The 3,890-nt window shown below is 56.0% G+C and carries 3 protein-coding genes; 2 read left to right on the forward strand and 1 reads right to left on the reverse strand.

Annotated features, from left to right (window positions below):
- Positions 1–449 precede the first annotated feature (449 nt).
- The gene (locus GGQ98_RS17865; protein WP_184071999.1) at positions 450–1,103 is read left to right on the forward strand and encodes a hypothetical protein; all 654 of its coding nucleotides are present in this window, start codon (positions 450–452) and stop codon (positions 1,101–1,103) included.
- Positions 1,104–1,175: 72 nt separating this feature from the next.
- Here the strand turns inward: GGQ98_RS17865 and GGQ98_RS17870 are convergent, their stop codons facing one another.
- The gene (locus GGQ98_RS17870) at positions 1,176–1,847 is read right to left on the reverse strand and encodes a response regulator (protein ID WP_184072001.1); all 672 of its coding nucleotides are present in this window, start codon (positions 1,845–1,847) and stop codon (positions 1,176–1,178) included.
- Between the two features lie 257 nt (positions 1,848–2,104).
- Between GGQ98_RS17870 and GGQ98_RS17875 the strand changes: the two genes are divergently transcribed.
- On the forward strand, positions 2,105–3,890 hold a 1,786-nt coding region (locus tag GGQ98_RS17875), incomplete at its 3' end, for a sensor domain-containing phosphodiesterase (protein WP_184072002.1).

Here is a 3,890-nt window from a genome sequence, read left to right on the forward strand (position 1 = left end):
CTCTTCCGTAAACCTCAGTCGCTTCATCGTCCGTCCTTCCATCAGGGCCGGACTCTAATCACGCGTGGAGGAAAATCAGGGGGTCACGTCACCGCGGTTTCACGCTCTTGCGGTACTGTATCAAAAACCACTTGTTTATTGATGCAGTGGGCAATCGCCTGCCAGACGGCTGGCCGCATGGGCAAATGGCCTTCGGATGAGGACTTCCACGTCCAAGTCCGCTCGGGCGGGAGGCAAAAGGAGCGTTGACAAGATAGATCCCGACTTTCGGTCGCCCGAATGGCAGAGATCACATCCTAGGAGCTCACAGTCAGGAGGTTGCGCTCGCCGGCCCCACGATTCTCGTCCACGCGGCGCCAAGTTTCGCATTGGTTAACACGCCGCCCGTAACTTCCACAGATTTCGCTTACGTTTGTTGCATGCAATTCAAACGCGCAGGAGAGCAACTCATGCGCATTATTAATTCCGTCCAAGCACCAGTGCCAAACACAATCAATATTTCACAAGATCCACGCCGAGGGGCTGATCCTTCCGTACAGACAATGCTGAGCGTCGGGCACGCGACCTTGAATACCGATCACGGCTTGATCCCTGCTAAAAATATTTCGGACAAAGGAGCCTCGCCGTGGCCAGATACTCCCTTGACGCTCGACGACGCTCTCACGTTGGAGCTTCCCGACGGCGGAATACTGGTCGGCCGTGTCGTGTGGACGGCAGGCGAAGATTGCGGTCTCACATTCGACCAAAGTATCAATTGCACTGCGCTACTCACCAATCCCGCTGCCGGCTCGCAGCAGCATGCCGCCTGCACCGTCAGGCTGCCCATGGCAACCTCGGCCGTGACGCGCGGCGCGAATGGAACCCGTTTCGCTATGGCCCCGGACGTGTCACTGCGTAATATGAAAACAGGACGTGACGGCAGCTTCATTGAGGGCCTCTACGTCAAAATAACGCTGCCCTTTGGCCTTAAGCGCCGCGGTGTGGTTCGCTGGGCGAAAGACAACTTTGCTGAAGTCAAGATCATCGCGCCCCTCAGCGCCGAAAAATTTGGCTTCGGGCGCGCCTCTGAACACTCCGTACAGCCGGCTTCCGGCACAAGCTGAACACTCGGCAGCTCGGTCTTCCATAGAATATTGGAGTCTGCATTGAAGACTATTCGAGAATCTACTCCCGATTTAGCTATTAAACGGTGCAGCGTGTATTTCGAGGTCAGCGGCTTCCATCAGTGCCATCACTTCGACGATGCTTTTTACTCCCAACTTGGCGAGGGCATTGCTGCGATGCATTTCTACGGTGCGGGTACTGAGGCCCAGCCCGTAAGCAATCAGCTTATTGGGCGCACCCTCCGACATCATAGTAACGATTTCACGCTCGCGCTTGGACAATCCGCCCATAAGTCGGCGAGCGTCGTCTCGCGCGCGCAGCGATCGTTCGGTTTCACGAAGGATGCCGAATGCGTGGTCGAGGGCTTGGTCGAGCGAATCCGCAGCAAACGGCTTTTCGAGAAAGTCAATGGCTCCCAGCTTCATCGCACGCACCGCGACCGTGACATCGCCGTGCGCCGTAATCACCACGACAGGCCAACGCACAGCTCGTTCTTTAAGAAGAGCCAGAACCTGCAGGCCATCTATGATTGGCATGCGAAGATCAAGCAAGACCGGTGCTGGTGCCAAGTAGGGCAACTGATCAATAAAATCAACGGCTGTAGCGAAGGGCCACGCGGTAATCGACATCGATGCGAGCAAAAAATGCAGCGATTTTCGTACGTCGTTATCGTCGTCTACTATGTAGACATGACGATGCGCCGACGCCTCAGCCACGTCGGCCACCTTGCCATCACCAAGCACCGATCGTTCCTCCGCCCCACACGTTTTTTGGCGACGTACAGAGTTGTACGCCGCACCTGCAAGGATACTCGCTTTTCCACCGGCACAAAAGTCCCGCAGTCGGCCGGCATTTCAAGACAATCAGGAAGGCTCGTATCGTCGAAACAAGGATTACGGATATGCGCTGAGGAGTATCTATGATCACAGCAATCTCCCAAGCTCCCTCGTTAGGGCGCTCCCATAGCTCATCAAAGAGCCGCGGAGCCCGTTCAAGACGAATGGACGCTTTGAATCATTACGAGATACTCGATAGTGCGCCTGAAGCGGCTTTCGATAGTATTGCCTCGCTTGCCGCCTTGGTCCTCGGCACCCAATCGGCATCAATCAGTTTCATTGACGATCGCCGACAATGGTTCAAAGCGAGGTGCAGAATCGAGCAGTGCGAAACTCCCATCGCTGTTTCGTTTTGTGCTCATACGATCGAATCTTCCACGATCTTCGTCGTTGAAGACGCGAGCCGTGACCCACGTTTTGCGACCAATCCATTCGTCGCCGAGGCGCCCAACATCCGATTTTACGCCGGAATGCGAATTTTGGCGACCGATGGTACGGCGATCGGATCGCTGTGCGCTTTTGATCCCGAACCGCGACCGCAAGGCCTGACAAAGGTCCAAAAAACCACGCTCCGGGTTCTGGCTTCCCAAGTGGAGTCGCTGCTGGAATTGCGTAGAGCGATAATCGAGCGCGAGGCACAGGTGGCAACGCAATCGCAGTTATCTGAAAAGTTACGGCACGTGGCCCAGCACGACGTCCTGACCGGACTTCCTCATCGAGAGATGTTTCGGAAGCGAATTGTAGCGGCTATGCGCGATGCTGAGCGCAAAAACACGCGCGTGGCATTGATGTTAGTCGATGTCGATCATTTCAAACAGATCAACGATTCACTCGGTCACGACGCCGGAGACGCCCTGCTGTGCAATTTTGCCGATCGCCTTCGCGCGCTCGTGCGGGGGACCGACATCGTCGCGAGGCTGGGTGGTGACGAATTTGGGCTCCTGCTATCCGGCATCGACCGCGACGAGGATGTTGAGGCGATCATTCGGTCACTGAATGATCGCCTCAATCAGCCAATGGAGCATCACGGTCGTGTGGTGGATTGTCGCGCGAGCACCGGGTTGGCAATCTTTCCAGATCACGCCACAACCCTCGAAAAACTCGTCAAGTGCAGCGATCTGGCATTGGCTGCGGCCAAACGCACACGTGGTTGCGTGGAGACTTTCTTTCCCAGCATGGCCGAGGAGTTTGAACGGGAAGCGCAGATCCTCTCTATCGCAAGAGAGGCAGCCACGAGCGGTAGCATTGTCGCCCACTATCAGCCAAAAATCGGACTTAGTTCCGGCACGCTCGTCGGGTTTGAAGCACTGGTCCGCTGTGACCGGCCGAGCCTTGCACCGATTTTACCCGAATTTTTCGGTCTGCCGTTTGCTGACCACGAGCTAACTCTTGCCATTAGCCGGCAGATGCTTGCCTGTGTACTTGATGATATTCGAAGATGGGTGGATCGGGGCCTTGATTTCGGCCATGTCGCAATCAACACCGGAGCGGCTGACTTTCATGGGAATGATTTTGCCGAACGCCTGCTGGCCGAAATTGAAACGCGTGGTCTTAAACCGAGCATGATTGAGCTGGAGGTCACCGAAGGTGTATTTCTAGGGCGAGGATCCCACCATGTTGCCCGCGCGCTTTCTGTTCTCAGCGAGTACGGGGTGCGCATCGCACTCGATGATTTCGGTACGGGTTACGCAGCCCTTACCCACCTGAAACAGTTCAGAGTTGATGTGTTGAAGATTGATCGATCTTTCGTGAGCGGTATCGGCGAAAACGTTGATGATACCGCGATCGTCCGAGCCCTCATCGCCTTGGGCGAGAGCCTCGGCATTGAAACCGTCGCGGAAGGTATCGAGACCCAGGCTGTCAATCGGCGTCCAAAAGGGACCCCCGATCGGCGTGCAAAAGGGACCCCACCGCGGCGTGGCGATCGGTTGATGTTGAGCGCGAGTTTCG

Source organism: Sphingosinicella soli (assembly GCF_014199685.1).
Classification (GTDB): domain Bacteria; phylum Pseudomonadota; class Alphaproteobacteria; order Sphingomonadales; family Sphingomonadaceae; genus Sphingosinicella; species Sphingosinicella soli.

Coding starts and splice junctions, on each gene's coding strand:
- GGQ98_RS17865 (WP_184071999.1), top strand. CDS start 450: ATGCGCATTATTAATTCCGTCCAAGCACCAGTGCCAAACACAATCAAT.